This is a genomic window from Streptomyces sp. Inha503 (assembly GCF_047215865.1).
Lineage (GTDB): Bacteria > Actinomycetota > Actinomycetes > Streptomycetales > Streptomycetaceae > Streptomyces > Streptomyces lycopersici.
Genome location: NZ_CP178360.1, coordinates 1,735,269 through 1,752,243, shown reverse-complemented (window position 1 = coordinate 1,752,243; position 16,975 = coordinate 1,735,269). Strand labels below are relative to the sequence as shown.

The 16,975-nt window shown below is 73.9% G+C and carries 13 protein-coding genes; 10 read left to right on the top strand and 3 right to left on the bottom strand.

Features of this window, described 5'->3' with window-relative positions:
* Positions 1-312: 312 nt before the first annotated feature.
* The 10 genes from ACJX2R_RS07210 to ACJX2R_RS07165 all read left to right on the top strand — a co-directional run bounded on the left by ACJX2R_RS07210 (position 313) and on the right by ACJX2R_RS07165 (position 14,326).
* A complete protein-coding gene (locus tag ACJX2R_RS07210; RefSeq protein ID WP_413099328.1) occupies positions 313-2,238 on the top strand; it encodes an FAD/NAD(P)-binding protein in 1,926 nt (641 codons plus the stop codon).
* A complete protein-coding gene (locus ACJX2R_RS07205) occupies positions 2,235-3,419 on the top strand; it encodes a C45 family autoproteolytic acyltransferase/hydolase (RefSeq protein WP_413099327.1) in 1,185 nt (394 codons plus the stop codon). Before ACJX2R_RS07210 ends, ACJX2R_RS07205 begins: the two co-directional genes overlap by 4 nt.
* The gene (locus tag ACJX2R_RS07200) at positions 3,416-4,972 is read left to right on the top strand and encodes an ABC transporter substrate-binding protein (RefSeq protein WP_413099326.1); all 1,557 of its coding nucleotides are present in this window, start codon (positions 3,416-3,418) and stop codon (positions 4,970-4,972) included. Before ACJX2R_RS07205 ends, ACJX2R_RS07200 begins: the two co-directional genes overlap by 4 nt.
* Positions 4,969-5,901 (top strand): ABC transporter permease, encoded by a 933-nt coding sequence (locus ACJX2R_RS07195; protein ID WP_413099325.1) that lies wholly within the window; start codon positions 4,969-4,971, stop codon positions 5,899-5,901. The genes ACJX2R_RS07200 and ACJX2R_RS07195 overlap by 4 nt, the downstream gene beginning before the upstream one ends.
* On the top strand, positions 5,898-6,785 hold the full coding sequence (locus tag ACJX2R_RS07190; RefSeq protein ID WP_413099324.1) for an ABC transporter permease: 888 nt from the start codon (positions 5,898-5,900) through the stop codon (positions 6,783-6,785). The genes ACJX2R_RS07195 and ACJX2R_RS07190 overlap by 4 nt, the downstream gene beginning before the upstream one ends.
* Positions 6,782-7,966: a M24 family metallopeptidase gene (locus ACJX2R_RS07185; protein ID WP_413099323.1), complete on the top strand. Its 1,185-nt coding sequence runs from the start codon at positions 6,782-6,784 to the stop codon at positions 7,964-7,966. Before ACJX2R_RS07190 ends, ACJX2R_RS07185 begins: the two co-directional genes overlap by 4 nt.
* A gap of 22 nt (positions 7,967-7,988) precedes the next feature.
* Positions 7,989-9,836 carry a dipeptide ABC transporter ATP-binding protein gene (locus ACJX2R_RS07180; protein ID WP_413099322.1) on the top strand — a complete coding sequence of 616 codons (1,848 nt, stop codon included), beginning with the start codon at positions 7,989-7,991 and terminating at the stop codon, positions 9,834-9,836.
* 20 nt (positions 9,837-9,856) lie between these two features.
* Positions 9,857-11,038, top strand: coding sequence for a peroxidase-related enzyme (locus ACJX2R_RS07175; RefSeq protein ID WP_413099321.1), 1,182 nt, complete (start codon positions 9,857-9,859; stop codon positions 11,036-11,038).
* Entirely contained in the window at positions 11,035-13,353 is a 2,319-nt protein-coding gene (locus ACJX2R_RS07170; RefSeq protein ID WP_413099320.1) for a molybdopterin-dependent oxidoreductase, read from the top strand. The genes ACJX2R_RS07175 and ACJX2R_RS07170 overlap by 4 nt, the downstream gene beginning before the upstream one ends.
* A gap of 70 nt (positions 13,354-13,423) precedes the next feature.
* Positions 13,424-14,326 (top strand): DUF1396 domain-containing protein, encoded by a 903-nt coding sequence (locus ACJX2R_RS07165; protein WP_413099319.1) that lies wholly within the window; start codon positions 13,424-13,426, stop codon positions 14,324-14,326.
* 40 nt (positions 14,327-14,366) lie between these two features.
* On the opposite strand, the gene ACJX2R_RS07160 is transcribed toward ACJX2R_RS07165, so the two are convergent.
* From ACJX2R_RS07160 to ACJX2R_RS07150, 3 genes are all read right to left on the bottom strand, one after another.
* Positions 14,367-14,615, bottom strand: coding sequence for a DUF5133 domain-containing protein (locus ACJX2R_RS07160; protein WP_262700292.1), 249 nt, complete (start codon positions 14,613-14,615; stop codon positions 14,367-14,369).
* Between the two features lie 109 nt (positions 14,616-14,724).
* Complete coding sequence (locus ACJX2R_RS07155; RefSeq protein WP_413099318.1) at positions 14,725-16,251, bottom strand: FAD-dependent oxidoreductase; 1,527 nt, start codon at positions 16,249-16,251, stop codon at positions 14,725-14,727.
* Positions 16,252-16,321: 70 nt separating this feature from the next.
* Positions 16,322-16,852, bottom strand: coding sequence for a hypothetical protein (locus ACJX2R_RS07150; protein ID WP_413099317.1), 531 nt, complete (start codon positions 16,850-16,852; stop codon positions 16,322-16,324).
* Between the last annotated feature and the right edge of the window lie 123 nt (positions 16,853-16,975).

The following is a 16,975-nucleotide window of genomic DNA, read 5'->3' as shown; positions in this document are numbered from 1 at the left end:
ACGTCCGCCGGCCGCGCCGGGCTCCGGAGGCTCCCGGCGGGTGACTGTGACGGATACCACAGCCCTCGGCCTGATGCACCAGATGCGCACCGGGCCGGATCGCGACGGGGCCGACCGGCAGGGACAACACCCTATTCCCCGTCGTCCGGGAAATCTGATGCAACAGATCCACTCCCCGCGCCGCTCGCTTTTCCGCCCGGTCCCAAAGCCACTATTCGGGATTCCCCAAACAGGGGTTTGACGTGCGGGGACGCGGCCCGCAAGATTTCGTCCCGCCGCTTTCCCGCGCCGTCCCAGAAATGTGACATCTTTATGAACGATTCCGCCGTGCCCGCGCCGAGGCCCGACCGCCGACCGGTCGACGCGGTGATCGTGGGCGCCGGTCCGCGCGGGGTGTCGGTGCTGGAACGGCTGGTGGCGAGGGCGGCCTCGGGGAGCCGTCCGCTCAGCGCGGTGCTGGTCGACCCGTATCCGCCGGGCGCCGGTCGGGTGTGGCGGCGTGATCAGCCGCCGCAGCTGCTGATGAACACGATGGTGGCCGACAACACCGTCTTCCCCGATGGATCGGTACGCCTGGACGCGCCCGTGGACACCGGCCCCACGTTCTCGGAATGGCTGCGGGGTATCGCCGGCAAGGGCCATCCCGATTCCACCGTCGCGGAATTCGCCGCCCGCGCCGATGACCGCCACTACGCCCCGCGGCGCGTCTACGGGGCCTATCTCGCCGACGCCCTGGACCGGATACGGGCGGCCGCGGGGGACCGTATCCGGACAGCGGTCCGCACGGCGGCCGTGGTGCGGGTGACACCCCTGACGGCCCCGGTGGACTCCTCCGGCGCACCGGCCGGATACGAGGTCGTCCTGGACGACGGGGACCGGCTGGCGGCCCGGGCCGTCGTCCTCGCCACCGGCCATCTCGACGCGCCCGCCGCCCCGCCGCGGCGCGAGCCGCTCCACCTTCCCGGCGGCCACCCCACCGACTACGCCCTCGACACCATCGCCCCGCACGCCCAGGTGCTGCTGCGGGGCGGCGGGCTCAACGCCTTCGACGTACTCGCCCTGCTCACCCTCGGCCGGGGCGGCCGCTTCGGCGAGCACGGCTACATCCCCAGCGGCCGGGAGCCGCACATCTGGATCACCAGCCGACGCGGTGTCCCGTTCCACGCCCGGGTGGACGTCCCCGGGGTCACGGCGCCCGTAGCCTTCCTCACCCCCGAGCGAGTCGCCACGCTCGCCGCCCGCGATCGGCTGGACTTCCGCGCCGATGTGCTGCCCTTGCTGCTCGCCGACTTCGAACTCGCCTGGTACGACCGGGTGCTGGAGCTCCACGCGGACCAACTGCCCGACCCCGGCGCGCTGCGCCGCGCCCTCGCCGAGCCGCCCGGCCCCGACCGCGACACCGCCCTGCGCGCCGCCGCCCCCGCCGCCCTCCGGCTGGACCTGGACGCGATCGCCGAACCGCTGCGCGGGCGGAGCTTCGCCCGCTCCGCGGAACTGCACGAATGGTGGGCCGGGTACCTCGACGCCGATGTGGCCGCGACCACCGATCCCCGGGTGCCGCCGCCCGCCGCGCTCGCCGTCGCCGTACGCCAGGCCCGCCCCGCGCTGCGCACGCTCATCACCGCGGGCAACCTCAGCGGCGAGTCCTACCGGCGGGACGTCCTCGGCTGGTTCAACGGCTTCGCCAACTTCGTCTCCGGCGGCCCGCCCGCGCTGCGGATCCGTCAGCTGCGGGCGCTGCTGGACGCCGGCGTGGTGGGCCTGCTGGGGCCGGTCCGCCCGGGGACGCGGGCGGAGTCCGCGGTCGTGGCGGGGCTGTCGGTACGGGCCGACGTGGTGATCGACGCCTGGCTGCCGGGAACGGACGTCACCACCGAAGGCCCCGGCGTCGTACGCCGGCTCCTCGCCGACGGCATGGGCCGCCCCCACCGGCTGGCCCCGGACGGCACGGGCGCCCGGCCGCTGCCCACCGGCGCGCTCGACGTCCGCCCCGCGGACGGCCGGGTGCGCCGCCCCGACGGCACGGTGCACCAGGCGCTCTTCGCCGTGGGCGTCCCCCTGGAAGGCGTTCGCTGGACCACCGCCATCGGGGCCAGGCCCGGTACGGACGCGGACTTCTTCCACGAGACCGATCACGTCGCCGCCGAACTCCTGCGCGCCGTCGGCCCGTCGGAGCGCCGCAACGCCGCCGCCGTCCCCGCCCCACACCGTCCCCTGACCGAGGAGAGCCAGCCGTGACCGTCGCAGAACCTGTCCGCGCCGCCCATCCCAGTCGCTGGCGGGAGTGGGGGCCGGCCGGGCCGGCCCCGGGACCGGCCGGGGAGCCGGCCGACCCCGCCTATCTCGACCTCTCCGGCGACCCCGCCGAACAGGGTCGGCAGCACGGCCGGGCCGCCCGTGCGGCGATCGCCGCCAATATCGAAGCCGTACGCCGCGACATCGGCGAACTGTGCGCCGACGAGGAGTCGGTGAGCCGCTACCGCCAGTGCCTCGCCGCCAACGCCGGCTTCGTGCGCCGCCACGACCCGGAGCAGTGGGCCGAGCTGTGCGGTATCGCCGAGGGCGCGGACGCGCCCCTGGACGACGTCCTCGCCCTCAACCTGCCCGCCCATATGGTGCTGCGCTGGGTCCCGCAGGAGTGCAGCCAGCTCCTGGCCGCCGGGGACCGCGCCGCCGACGGGCACACCCTGCTCGCCAAGACCCGGGACATGGCGGGCCACTTCGCCCGGCATGTCGTGCTGCGCCGCCGCTACCCCGACGGGCGGCGGATGACCGAAGTCACCGTCGCGGGCAGTGTGCTGTGGCCGGGCAGCGGGATCAACGACTCCGGGGTGGCGATGTCCACCTCCGGCGTCTGGAGCGAGCGCACCGGAGTGGACTGGCGGGCCTCCGGTACCGGATGGATCCTCATCAACTCGCACGATCTGCTGCGCCGCGCCCGCACCGCGGCGGAGTTCGCCGACCTGCTGCGCGGGCAGCCCCGGTTGAGCGGGCTGAACATCGCGCTCGCCGACCCGGGCGACCGGCTCGCCGTGGAGGCCACCGCCTCCGAGGTGACCGTCCGCGACCCGGCCGACCACCACGTGCTCACCAACCACTACGAGTGCCCGGCCACCGCACAGCTCGCCCCCGGCCCGGACGAGAACGCCTCCTCGTACCACCGCGCCGCCACCGCGGGCCGCGCCCTGGGCACCTCCCACGGGCTCACCCCGGGCGCGCTCGCCGAACTGCTCACCGACCACACCGGCTATCCGCAGGACTCGCTCTGCCGCCACCAGGTCGAGGGGGCCGGCTCCGAGACGACCTATGCCTCCATCGCCGTCCTCCCCGAGGGCGCCTTCTATGTGACCCTCGGCAACCCCTGCGCCTCCGACCGGACGGTGTTCGGCGACTCCCCGGCAGCCGGAGCGGCCGGATGAACGGCACACCACCGCTGACCCGGCGCGGTCTGCTCGGCCTCGGTGCCGGTCTCGCCCTCGCCCCGGCGCTGGCCGGCTGCCTGCCCGGAGACACCCCTCGGGACCGGGCGGACGCCTCGCATGTGGTGATCGGGCTGTCCGCGGCCGTCACCACCCTCGACCCGATGAACACCACCTCGGTCGGCACCGATCTGTCCGTGCTGTCCTCGGTCCACTCCTCGCTGGTCACCCGCAAGCCGGATCTGACCATCGGCCCGGACGCCGCCACCTCCTGGCGGCGAGTGGTGCCCACCCGCTGGCGGTTCCGCCTCCATCCCGGGGCGGCGTTCGCCGACGGCACCCCGCTGGACGCCGATGTCGTGGTCTGGAACGTCCGGCGGCTGCTCAACGCGGACAACGCGCTGCGCATGACCCCCAACTTCCCCGACCTCATCCGCGCGGAGAAGGTGGACCGGCACACCGTCGATCTCATCACCTCCCGCCCCGACGCCGATCTGCTCGGCGCGCTGTCCTTCCTGTACCTGCTGGAGCCCCGCTGGGCCGGAAGCCACAAGCCCGCCACCGAGGCGATGGGATCCGGTCCCTACACGATCACCGGCTACAGCCCCGGCGGCACCGTCGAGCTGCGCGCCCGCGACGATTACTGGGGCCCCGCGCCCGCCATCCGCCGGGTCACCTTCCGGATCACCCCCTCCGAGGCCGCCCGCGTCTCCGGGCTGCTCTCCGGGGAACTCGACGCCGTCGCCGGGCTCGACCCGCAGGACCTGAACCGGCTGCGCGCCGACCGGGGCCTGAGGATCCAGCGGCTGGACACCACCCGGATGGCGTTCATCAAGCTCAATACCCTCAAGGGTCCGATGCGCGACGTACGGGTCCGGCGCGCGGTCAACTACGCGGTCGACAAGCGGGCCATCACTTCCAGTCTGCTGAAGGACACCGTCGACCCCAGCCCCGGCCAGCTGATGACCCCGTCCTACTCCGGCTACACCGAGGGCCTCACCGGCTACCCCCACGACCCGGACCGGGCCAGGGCGCTGCTGCGCGAGGCCGGATACGGCACGGGCCACCCGCTGAGGCTGGAGCTGACCGTGCCCAGCGGTCAGTACGTGGCGGGCGAACTGGTCGTGCAGGCCGTGGCCCAGCAGCTCCGCGAGACCGGCGTGAGCGTGAAGATCAACAGCGTGCCGTTCGCCGTCTACATGCAGAAGTACCTGCAACAGAAGGCGATGCCCGATATGCAGTACATCACCCAGGCCTGGCCCACCCTCGCCGCCGGCGGGCTCTACGGGCTCTTCGTCTCCGACAGCCCCTACGCCTACTGGCACGACGAGGAGTTCACCGACGCCGTCACCCGGGCGCGCGGCACCGACGACCGCACCGAGCGCGACAGGCTGTACGGCCGGGCGGCCCGGCGCGCCCGCGACCAGGCCCCGGTGCTCTTCCTCTTCCCCCAGCCCGGCCTCTACGCCACCGCCGAGGGCCTGAACTGGCGGGCCAGGCGCGACGACTGGGTCCGCCCCGCCGAGATGTCCTGGAAGGGGGCCACCCGATGATCCGCTTCCTGATCCGCCGCCTCGCGCTCACCGCGCTGGCCGTCTGGGGCGCCCTCTCGGCCGTCTTCTGCCTGCTGCACTCCTCCGGCAACCCCGCCGTGCTGATGGCCCCGATCGGCTCCCCGCCGGAGAAGGTCGCCCAGCTGAGCCACGCCCTCGGCTACGACCGCCCGCTGGCCGAGCAGTACGCGTCGTTCTTCGGCGACGCTCTGCGCGGCCACTTCCCCGACTCGCTCACCTTCCAGCAGCCCGCGATGGACGTGGTACTGCAACGGCTCGGCGCCACCGTGCTGCTGGCCGCCGTCGCCCTTGCCGGAGCCGCCGCCGCGGCGCTCCTGGTCGGGCTGTGGACCGGGTCGCGCGAGGGTGGCGGGGCGCGCCGCGAATGGCCCATGTGGCTGGTGTTCCTCACCCAGTCGGTGCCCGGCTTCTACATCGGTGTCCTGCTGGTGTGGGTCTTCGGGGTGGAGCTGGCCTGGCTGCCCACCTCCGGCGCCACCACCGCCACCTCCATCGTGCTGCCCGCGGTCACCCTCGTCTGTGGGGTGCTGCCCCCGCTGGCCAGGGTGTTCAGCAACAACCTCCGCGGTGAGCTGGCCCGCCCGTACTCCCGCACCGGGACGGCGCTGGGCATGAGCCGCGCCCGGGTGGTGCGGCATGCCGCGTACGGATCGATGCTGCCCACCGTCACCGTCCTCGGACTGGAGGCGGGCGCGCTGCTCGGCGGCACCGTGATCGTGGAGTCGGTGTTCTCCTGGCCCGGCGTCGGCCAGCTCGCCATCACCGCCCTCCAGAACCAGGACTATCCGCTGGTCCTCGCCGACCTGACCTTCCTGATCACCGCCTTCGTCGTGGTCAACCTGGTCGTGGACCTGCTCTACGGCGTGCTCGACCCACGAGTCCGGCACCAGGCGGGAGAGAGCCGATGAGCCGCATCGACCAGCGAGGCCGGCGCTTCCGGCCGGGCGCGGCCGGGGCCACCGGCGCCGTGCTGCTCGCCCTCGTGGTGCTGATGGCACTGCTCGCGCCCGTGCTCGCCCCGCACGATCCGCTCGCCCAGGACCTCGCCCACACCGACGCCGCGCCCGGCGTCCACGGCCATCCGCTCGGCACCGACCAACTGGGCCGCGATCTGCTCAGCCGGCTGCTGTACGGCGCCCGCACCCCGCTGGTGGTGGGGGTGGTCGCCGTGGTCTGCGGCGGTCTGGTGGGGACGCTGCTCGGGCTGCTGTCCGGCTTCGCCCGCGGCTGGCTCGACCAGGTGCTCTCCCGGCTGGCCGATGTGCAACTGGCCCTGCCGTCCGTGCTGCTGGCGCTGCTGGTGCTGACCTTCGGCGGCCAGTCCACCGCCGTCCTGGTGCTGGTGATCGCGCTGACCGGCTGGCCCGCCTACTTCCGCCTCGTCCGCTCACGGGTGCTCGCCCTGCGCACCATGGCGTATGTCGAGGCGTCGCTGACCCAGTCCATCCCCATCTGGCGGGTGCTGGTCTACGACCTGCTGCCCGGGGTGCGCGGACTCGTCGCCGTCACCGCCACCCTCGACCTGTCCCGCGCCGTGCTGATGGAGGCCGGACTCACCTATCTGGGCCTCGGCGCCCAGGCACCCGCCCCCGACTGGGGGCTGATGGTGGCCGAGGGGCAGGGGCAGCTGCTCGGCGCCTGGTGGATCGCCGTCACTCCGGGCCTCGGCCTGGTGGCGATGGTGATCGGCGCCAATCTGCTGGGGGAGCGGCTCGCCGAGCGCGGCGAGGGACGCCGCACGGCCCGCAGCACCGTGAAGAAGACCGTGACCGCGAGGAGCACCACCGTATGATCCCCGACACCCGGACCGTCCGCGCCCGCTGGGCCCGCGTCCAGAACAACCTGCGGGCCGACGGCGTGGACGCCATGGTCGTCGTCAAGCCGCAGAACACCTTCTACCTCTCCGGCTACACGCCGATGATCTACTCCCATCCGGTGCTGGTGGTGCTGCCCGCGGAAGGGGAGCCGGTGTTCATCCTGCACGCGCTGCGCGCCCACAGCTCCCGCACGGTCTCCCGGATCTCCGACATCCGCCCCTACGGGCGCTGGGCCAAGGAGATCGGCCCCGACCACTGGTGGCAGGTGCTCGCCGAGGTGATGGCCGAACGTGGTCTCGGCGACGCCAGGATCGGCATCGAGGGCGAGTTCCTGCCCGTCAACTACCAGCGCACCCTGGAACACACCCTGCCCGAGGCGGTCTTCACCGACAGCGGCCAGGCCCTGATGCGCGCCCGTTACGTCAAGGACGCCGCCGAGCTCGAATCGCTCCGCGTCGCCTGCGAGATCGCGGACGCGGGCATGGACGCGGCGCTGGCGGCGGTCGCCGCGCGGCGCAGCGAGGTCGAGGTCTCCTCGGCCGCCATGCGCACCATGCAGGAGGTGTGGTCCGGCCGCCACCCCGACCGGCTCGCCATGGACTTCGGCAACCTCGAGGGCGGTGTCTTCAACGCCCTGTGGGCCTACTCCCTGGTGGGCGACCGGGTGCCGATGAACTCCGCACCGCCCACCTCCCGGCGCCCGGTCGACGGCGAGATCCAGTGGACCGTCATCTGGACCGCCATCGACGGTATGCACGCCGAGAACGAGCGCAGCGTCGCCGTCGGACCGCTGCCCGCCGAGCGGCAGCGCGCCTTCGAGGCGCTGCTGGCCATCCGCGAGGAGGTCCAGCCGTATCTGCGGCCCGGACTGACCTGCGCCGAGGTCTATGAGGCGGCCCGGGAGAGCTACCTCCGGCACGGCTACGGCGACTACCTCCCCGGCCGCGTCGGCCACGGCCTGGGCCTCGGCCCGCATGAGCAGCCGAGCCTCGGCCCGCAGGACGACCTGGTGCTGGAGCCCGGGATGACGCTCACCTTCGAACCGAACCTGCGCATCCCCAGCTTCGGCGGCCTCCAGCACTCGGACAGCCTGGTGATCACCGAAGACGGCCATGAGCTGCTGACCCACACCCGACGCGACCTGATCCAGGTCTGAGCGGTCAGAGAGGACGGAACCGGTGACGGAACAGGAACGGGCGAACCCGCTGCTGGACGTGTCCGGCCTGAGCGTCGCCTTCCCCGACGCCGGCGTCGAGGCCGTACGCGAGGTGTCGTGGCAGGTCCGGCCGGGCGAGACGGTCGGCCTGGTGGGGGAGTCGGGCTCGGGCAAGAGCGCCACCGGACTGGCGGTCCTCGGCCTCCACGGGCCGCGGGCGCGGATCACCGGATCCATCCGGCTCGGCGGCCAGGAGCTGGTCGGCGCCGGGGAACGCACCCTGCGCGGACTGCGCGGCCGCCGCGTCTCGATGGTCTTCCAGGACGCCCTCGACGCGCTCAACCCCTACCGCGCGGTCGGCGCCCAGATAGCCGAGGCGTACCGGCTGCACCACGACGTGAAGCGGTCCGAGGCCCGCACCCGCGCCGTGGAACTGCTGGAACGCGTCGGCATCGACCGGCCGGAGCGGCGCGCCAAGGAGTATCCGCACCAGTTCTCCGGCGGGATGCGCCAGCGTGTGATGATCGCCGCCGCTCTGGTCAACGAACCGGAGCTGGTGATCGCCGACGAGCCCACCACGGCGCTGGACGCCACCGTCCAGGCCCAGGTCCTGGAGCTCCTCGCGGAGCTCCAGCGTGCGATGGGCATGGCGGTGGTGCTGGTCAGCCATGACTTCGGGGTGATCGGGCGGATGTGTTCGCGCCTGGTGGTCATGTACCGGGGCCGGGTCGTCGAACAGGGCCCGACCGACCGCATCCTGACCGCCGCCCAACACCCCTATGCCCGAGCCCTGGTGGCATCCGTCCCCCGCATGGACGACACCCCGGGCACCCGCCTGCCCACGGTCCCCGAAACCGTCGCCGCCCTGGTGGGCCCCGTGGACGAGGAGTCCCTGGCGGACCCGTCCCTGCGGATCGCCTCCGGCGAACCGACCGCCACCACGGTGGCTCGGGACGCCCTGGCCGTGCCGGAGACCACGGGCAATCCAGCCCGTCCGGCGATTGAGGACCGGGGTCCGGGGCGGAGCCCCGGCGGGGGTGTGGGGGCGGAGCCCCCGGTGGGGGCCGGGGCGGAGCCCCGGTTCGGGGAGGGGCGGGGTGGGGAAGAACCCCTGCTCCGAGTCCGAGCGCTCACCGTCACCTACCCCGGCGCCCTCGCCCGCCCCCCACTCAAGGCCGTCGACGACGTCGACTTCGCCATCGCCCCCGGCGAATCCTTCGGCCTCGTCGGCGAATCCGGCTCCGGCAAGAGCACCATCTCCCGCGTCCTGCTCGGCCTCCAGCGCGCGGGCTCCGGAACCGTGCACTTCGACGGCGAGGACATCACCCACGCCACCCGGCGCCGCCGCCGTGAGCTGGCCGCCGGGATCCAGATGGTGTTCCAGGACCCGTACGGTTCGCTCAACCCCGACCGCCGGGTCGGCGACACGATCGGCGCCGCGCTCCCCCGCGGAGCGGCCCGTCGTGAACGTGTCGCCGCGCTGCTCACCGAGGTCGGCCTGGACCCGGAGCTGGCCGGTGCCTACCCGGACCGGCTCTCCGGCGGGATGCGCCAGCGCGTCGGCATCGCCCGTGCCCTCGCCCCCGAGCCCCGGCTGCTGGTGGCCGACGAGCCGGTGTCCGCGCTCGACGTCTCCGTCCAGGCACAGGTGCTCAACCTCCTGACCCAGCTGCGCCGGGACCGGGGGCTGGCGATGCTCTTCATCTCCCACGACCTCACCGTCGTACGGCACATGTGCTCGCGGATCGCCGTACTGCGCCACGGCCGGATCGTCGAGACCGGGGACCGTGAGCAGATCATGGAGCGTCCGGGCAGCGACTACACCCGTGCGCTGATCGAGGCCGCCCCGTCCCCGCGCCGCCCGTCATGACCGGTTTGAAAGGCCCCGACGTGAACGAAGCCGCGCAGAACGCCGAGCACCCCATCGGCGTCATCGACGTCCTGGACCACTTCGCGGGCGCCACCCCGGAGCTGGCCCGGCTGCGCGCCCTGCGCCCGGAGCTGGTCGAACTGGAACAGCGCGCGTATGACGTGCTGTTCCCACCCGGCCCCGGGGCGGCCGCCGACACCGGCGTCAGCGCCGCCGAGCGCGCCGCGGCCGCCCTCGCCGTGGCCGTCGAGCACCGCAGTGCCCCGGCGGTCCGCCACTACGGCACGCTGCTCGAGGCCGCCACGGGGGACACCACCACCGCGGAACGGATCACCGCCCGCACCCCACTGAACGGTGATACGGCGACGGCGACGGCACGCCGCATCGCCGCCGCCGTCGCCCACGCCCGGCTGCTCACCCACACTCCGGCCGAGGGCGGACCGGACGCGCCGCGCGCCGCCGGATTCACCGATCCGCAGATCGTGACGCTCTCCCAGACCGTCGCCTTCGCCAACCACCAGATGCACCTGGCCGCCGGGCTGGCGCTGCTGGCCACCGGTGACTCGGGCACCGGAACCGACCCCGGCGCGCCCTCGACCACCGTGTCCGGCGGGCCGCGGTACACCACCGACGTCCTCACCTGGCGTCCCGCCATCCGTCCGCTCGCCCCCGAGGAGCTGGGCGAGGAGCACCGCGCCGCGCTCGCCGGCAAACGGCGCGCCGACACGCCGTACTTCCGCACCCTCGGCCATGACCTCGGCATCCTCGCCGTACGGACCGCCATCGACCTGGCCGCCTTCACCGCCGAGGGCGGACTGCCGCGTGCCGAACGGGAGTTGGCCGCCACCGCGGTATCGCTGTACAACGGGTGTGTCTACTGCGCCTCGGTGCACGCCCGGCTCACCGCCCGGCTGCACGGTGACCCCGCCCCGGTGCACCGCTTCCTGGCGCACGGCTCCACGGCCGTCCTCGGCCGCCGCTGGAAGCTGATCGTCCGGCTCGCCGCGGGGCTCGCCCCGGTCCCGGCCACCGCCGCCGAAGCCGATGTGGAGGCGCTGCGCGCGCAGGGTCTCACCGAGCTCGCGCTGGTCGACCTCGTGCACTGTGCGGCGTTCTTCGGCTGGGCCAACCGCCTGATGCTGAGCCTCGGTTCGGTCGCGGGGGAGACGGAGGAGGACGACGGGAGGAAGGCCACCGGATGACCCCGGACCGGCCAGGCCACGCGCTGCCCTCCGACACGCCGCCGGCACCCGCTCCCGCCCCCCGCCCCCACAGCTCGCACTGGGGCGCCTTCACCGCCGCGCCCCTCCCCGGCGGCGGCCTTGAGGTGATCCCCGACCCCGGGGACCCCGACCCGTCGCCCCTGCTGCGCAACGTCCCCGCCGCTCTCGGCCCGCGTGGCAGGGTGCTCGCCCCGCATGTCCGCCGCGGCTGGCTGGAGCACGGCCCCGGGCCCGACCCCGAGCGCGGTTCGGACACCTATGTACGGGTGTCCTGGGACGAGGCGATCTCCCTCCTGGCCCGGGAGTTCGGCCGGGTCCGCACCGACCACGGCAACCGCGCCGTCTTCGGCGGCTCCTACGGCTGGAGCAGCGCGGGCCGCTTCCACCACGCGCAGAGCCAGATCCACCGCTTCCTCAACTGCTTCGGCGGCTACACCCGTTCGGTCAACACCTACAGCCTGGGCGCGTCCCGCACCCTGCTGCGCCATGTCGTCGGCGACGACTCGCCGATCAGCGCCCCCACCACCCTGCCGGTGCTGGCCGAGCACACCGGCCTCTTTCTCTGCTTCGGCGGTATGCCGGCCAAGAACTTCCAGGTCAACGCGGGCGGCATCAGCCGTCATCGCACCGCGGAGCGGCTGGCCGCGGCCCGCGCCCGGGGCGCCCGGTTCATCCTCGTGAGCCCGGTGCGCGACGACCTCGCGGCCGAACTCGACGCCGAGTGGCTGGCCACCGTCCCCGGCACCGACACCGCGCTGATGCTGGCGCTCAGCCATGTCCTCATCGAGGAGGGGCGCTACGACGCGGACTTCTGCCGCACCCATTGCACGGGCTTCGACACCTTCGCCCGCCATGTCCTCGGCCGGGACGGCTCCGCTCCCAAGACCCCGCGGTGGGCCGAGGGGATCTGCGGCATCCCCGCCGCCCGGATCGCCGAGCTCGCCCGCGAGCTGACCCGGCACCGGACCATGATCTCCCTCAGCTGGTCCCTGCAACGCGCCCACCGTGGTGAGCAGCCCCTGTGGGCGGGGATCGCCCTGGCCTGCCTGCTCGGCCAGATCGGGCTGCCCGGCGGCGGCTTCGGCCATGGGTACGGAGCCACCGCCGGCGTCGGCGCCGGCACTCTCCCGTACCGGCTGCCCACCCTCGACCAGGGCATCAACCCCGTCCCCGACTTCATCCCCTGCGCCAGGATCGCCGATCTGCTGCTGTGCCCGGGGGAGACCTTCGACTACGACGGCGGCCGGTACACCTACCCCGACATCCGCCTCGTCCACTGGGCCGGTGGCAACCCCTTCCACCACCACCAGGACCTGGTCCGGCTGCGCCGCGCCTTCGGCCGCCCGGACACGGTCGTGGTCCATGAGCCCCACTGGACGGCCACCGCCCGCCACGCGGACGTGGTCCTGCCCGCCACCACCACCCTGGAACGCGACGACATCGGCGGCGCGCGTCAGGACGCGGCACTCATCGCCATGCACCGCGTCGCCGCCCCGGTGGGCGAGGCCCGCGATGATTTCCGCGCCCTGTCCGACCTCGCCGACGGGCTGGGCATCGGCCATGACTTCTCGCGGGGCCGCGATGAACGCGGCTGGCTGGAGCACCTCTACGAGAGCTGGCGCGCGGGGCTCGACCCGGCTTACGCCCCCGAGGAGGACTTCGACACCTTCTGGCGGGCGGGCCGGATCCCCCTGCGCGGGCTGCGCGAACACCACACCCTCTATGCCGGTTTCCGGGCCGACCCCGGCGCCCGTCCGCTGGCCACTCCGAGCGGCCGCATCGAGCTGGCCTCGGCGACCATCGCCTCGTACGGCTACGACGACTGCCCCGGCCACCCGGCCTGGCTGCCCCCGGACCCGGGGCAGGACGCCGAATACCCCTTCTGGCTCGTCGCCAACAACCCCGCCACCCGGCTGCACAGCCAGCTCGACCACGGTGAGCTGAGCGCGTCGTCGAAGATCGCGGGCCGTGAGCCGGTCCGGCTGCACCCGCGGGACGCCGGATCACTGGGGCTGGCCGACGGCGACGTGGTGCGGATCCGCAGCGCCGTCGGCAGCTGTCTGGCCGGAGTGGAGATCAGCGACGCGGTACGCCCCGGGGTGGCCCAACTCGCCACCGGCGCCTGGTGGGACCCCTCCGCCCCCGAGGTGGCCACCTGCGTCCACGGCAACCCCAACGCCGTCACCCATGACATCGGCACCTCACGGCTGGCCCAGGGCTGCACCGGACAGCTCACCCGCGTCGCCCTCGAACGCCACGGCGGCCCCCTGCCCCCGGTCCGGGTGCACGGGTAGCTGTCGGCGTCTGCTGGTACTCTCCCGGATCACAGTGAAACGAACAGAAGTTCTGCAAGGGGTGGGGTTTATGGCCATGGTCGTACATGGGGGACATGGCAGGGGTGCCCGTGCGGCCGGTGCCGTGCTCACCGCCGTGCTGCTCTGCGGCGGCGCGGTCGGCTGCGGATCGTCCGGGGCGGACGGGAAGTCCGAGGGCAAGGCGGGGGAGAAGTCCTCGGAGCAGGTGCGGCTGGCCCCGGCGGCGGCCGTGCGCGCGGCCGCCAAGAAGAGCGAGAAGCTCACCTCGTTCCGCTACCGGATGAGCGGCCGCACCCCCGAGGACGGGCGGATCGAGGGCGAGGCGGCGATGAGCACCGAGCCGGTCGCCGTCAGCATGAAGATGCGCGCGGTCGGCCAGGGCGCCGACGCGGCGGTGGAGATCCGGATGCTCGACGGGGCGATGTACCTCGACGGGGGCAAGGAGGCCGCCGCCGGGCTGGACGGCAAGACCTGGCTCAAGCTGGACCTCGGGGCGCTGGGCGAGAAGGCGACCAGCGCGCTGGCCGGCGGTTCGCTCTCCCGCCAGGCAGACAAGAACCCGGCCGACGAGTCGGCCTTCCTCTCCGGCGCCGACGATGTGAAGCGGGTCGGCGAGGAGACCATCGACGGGGTGCGCACGACGCACTACCGGGGCACCATCAGCCTCCGCCAGATGCGCGCGAGCCTGAAGGACGAGGACGCGGCGACCCGCGAGCGCCGCGAGAAGAACGTCAAGGCGTACGAGGGAATGGGGATCGACCGGCTGTCCATGGACATGTGGATCGACCCGGACGGCCACACCAAGCGGTTCCGCGTCCGCGGCGAGGGGGACAAGGGCCCGCTCGACATGACCATCACCTTCTCGGCGCTCAACGAGCCGGTCACGGTCAAGGCGCCACCGGCGAACCAGACCATGGATCTCTCCGAGCTTGCGCGGGGGGCCGAGGGCTGATCGGGCGGGCGCGGCCTCATCCGTGGGCGGCGCGGCGGGCTCAGGCGCCCGGTGCGCCCGCCCCGGCCGTGAGGGCCGAGTCGTCCTCCACCCGTGCGCCGGGCAGCCGGTGCCGGGCGGCGATGAGGGCGGCGTCCACATCCCGCGTCCCGGTGGAGACGCACAGGGTGTAGGCCAGGTCGTCCATCCGCTGCCGTACCTCGGTGCCGCCCGATTCGGCGTGCAGCGTCCGCAGCGTCTCGTACTGCTCGATGAGGTTCTGAAGTACGACCGGGTGGGCCATCAGCACGGCAAGTGGTCCTTTCTCAGCCGACGGGTTGCCACCAGGCGTGTACCCCCGTGGCCGGGGGCCATGTACGTGTTCCAGCCAACACACCGCGGGGATAGGGCGCCGCGGGTCAGATGTCGCGCCGCTCCAGGGGCTGGTTGGCCGGGCCCTGGAGCACCCGGCCGTCGGTGCCGAAGCGGGAGCCGTGGCAGGGGCACTCCCAGGCCCGCTCGGCGGCGTTGAACGCCACGAGACAGCCCAGATGGGTGCACCGGGCCGACACCGCGTGAGCCGTGCCGTCCTCGTCCCGGTAGACGGCGCGGCGCCGCCCGTCCAGGCGGACCACGGCCCCGGTGCCCGGGGCGATCCGGTCGACCGAGTCGGCGCCCGGGGTGCTCAGCCGGTCGCCGACGAAATGCTTCCCGACGTGGAACTGGTGGCCGAGCAGCGCCGGGGCCTCGCGCAGCGCGGTCCCCAGCCGCCGGGGGTCGTACAGCCCGGCCCACTCCGGCCGTTCACCGCCGATGAGCGCGGTGAGCAGTCGGCCCGCCATGATGCCGCCGCTCAGGCCCCAGCCCGCGAAGCCCGTCGCGACATAGGTGTGGCGCGCGCCGGGGTGGAAGGGGCCGACCAGCGGCACGGTGTCGGTCGGGTCGTTGTCCTGGGCGGCCCAGCGGTGGGTGATCTCCACGCCGGGGAAGCGCTCCCGGGTCCAGTCCGCCAGCCGCTCGAACCGCTCGGCGGTGTCCCCGGTGCCGGGGGTGAAGCTCTCTCCGGTCACGATCAGCAGCCGCTGCCCGTCGCCGTGCGGCGCGGTGCGCACCGACCGGGTGTGCTGGTCCGGGGTGATGTACGCGCCCCGCGGATCCCGGTCGGCGGGAAGGGGACCGGCCACGACGAGTTCGCGGTGCGGCGAGAGCCGGGCGAACAGCAGCGCCCGGTCGAACACCGGGTAGTGGGTGGCGATCACCACGTCCCCCGCCGTCACCACCGCCCCGCCCTCCGTGGTGACCCGGCAGGGGGTGCCCTCCTCCAGGCCGGTGGCGCGGGTGTGCTCATGGATCCGCCCGCCGCGGGCGCGCAGATCCTCGGCGAGCCCGAGGAGGTAGGCGCGCGGATGGAACTGCGCCCCTCCCTCGACCCGGACCGCGCCCGCGACCGGGAAGGGCAGCCCGGTCTCCGTCACATACGAGGCGGGCAGCCCCGCCTCGCTCGCGGCGTCCGCCTCGGCGCGCATGGTGTCCGCGCGCGCCGGGTCCTCGGTGTAGGTGAAGGCCGGGACGCGCTCCAGATCGCAGTCGATACCGAGCTCGGCCGCGATCGCCACCGCCCGCTCGACGGCCTCGGACTGCGACCGCGCGTACATCCGGGCGCCCTCCGGCCCGCGGGTGCGCCGCAGCCGGTCGTAGACGAGCGAATGCAGCGCCGTGAGCTTGGCCGTGGTGTGGCCGGTGACGCCCGCCGCGATCCGGTCCGCCTCCAGCACCGCCACCCGGCGCCCGGCGCGGGCCAGTTCCCACGCGGTGCTCAGCCCCGCGATCCCGGCGCCGATCACGGCCACATCGACCTCCAGGTCCTCGGTGAGGGCCGGGTGGGGGATGCCGGGCGGGGCGGTGGCCATCCAGTACGACTCGGGCGCGCCGGGAAGTTTCGTCATCGTCCCCGAGTGCCCACCGGCGCACTCCTGAAGCGGATGGGCGGGAGCGCCGGGCGAAACCGGCCGCCGGCTACACCGGGCCCTCGGCCGCGATCAGCGCGGAGGCGGCCCGGGAGTGCAGCGAGTCCAGGGTGGTGAGCTGCTGCCCGGCCCGCTCCAGCAGCTCCGCGAGGCGGCCGGTCTGGAGTCGGGTGTCATGGACGGCCACCGCGAGCAGCGAGCGCCACAGCAGCGCCTTGCCCTCCACGCCCATCCGGAGCGCCTCCAGCCCCACCAGCGTGTTCACCCCGGTGCGCCGCCGCGGCCGGCTGCCCGGCGTCAGCCGCGCCGTGCGCTCGGCCGCCCGCGAGGCGCGGAGCTTGCCGCGGCGGACGGGGACGTCGAGCGAGGCCATGCACCACAGCAGCGACCTGCGGTCCTGGACGAGCTCCGCGGTGAGCCTCGCCAGCTCGCCGCCGTACGCCGAGCGCCGGTGTCTGCGATTCATCCGGCGGGCCAGCCCGACCGCTGCCGTGGCGGCCACCAGATGGTCGTTGAGGTAGATCCCGAGCCACGGCGGCGCGTGGACGCCGCCGGAGCGGGTCGCGGCCGGTACAGCCATGGTCGTCCTCCCGACGCCGGGCCCCGAGCAGCGCTGTCAGCGCTCCGACGGGTACCCGCCGGGAGGACTCCCAAGAGACGGCCACCGCACAGCCGCTCCGCGGGCCGCGATCCGTCCGCGAGG